The sequence below is a fragment of the Pseudomonas yangonensis genome (genome assembly GCF_009932725.1).
Taxonomy (GTDB): domain Bacteria; phylum Pseudomonadota; class Gammaproteobacteria; order Pseudomonadales; family Pseudomonadaceae; genus Aquipseudomonas; species Aquipseudomonas yangonensis.
In genome coordinates, this window is sequence record NZ_BLJU01000112.1 from 1 (window position 1) to 243 (window position 243).

1 protein-coding gene is annotated in these 243 nt (G+C 46.9%); it reads right to left on the reverse strand.

From position 1 onward, the window contains the following. Positions 1–243, reverse strand: a 243-nt coding sequence (locus GYB81_RS23730; RefSeq protein ID WP_161897993.1) for a fimbria/pilus outer membrane usher protein, incomplete at both ends; no start/stop codon positions are given.

Consider the following 243-nt stretch of genomic DNA (forward strand, 5'->3'; position numbering starts at 1 on the left):
GCGTTGGTATTAGCAACGCCATGAATGATAGGCGCAAAACTCGCTAATGTCGGAGGCAACATGCGGCTGTCGCTGTATAAACGAATGCCGCGGATACTGACAGAATCAAAGGTTTCGCCCGTTGTATAAGACTCACCAAGAATGAGTTGAGAACGCAGCGAGGCGATATCACGCTGTATATACCGATTCTTAAAATCATAATTACTGCCAGAATCGGTCATCCAGTTGTAGTTGCCTGAGGCA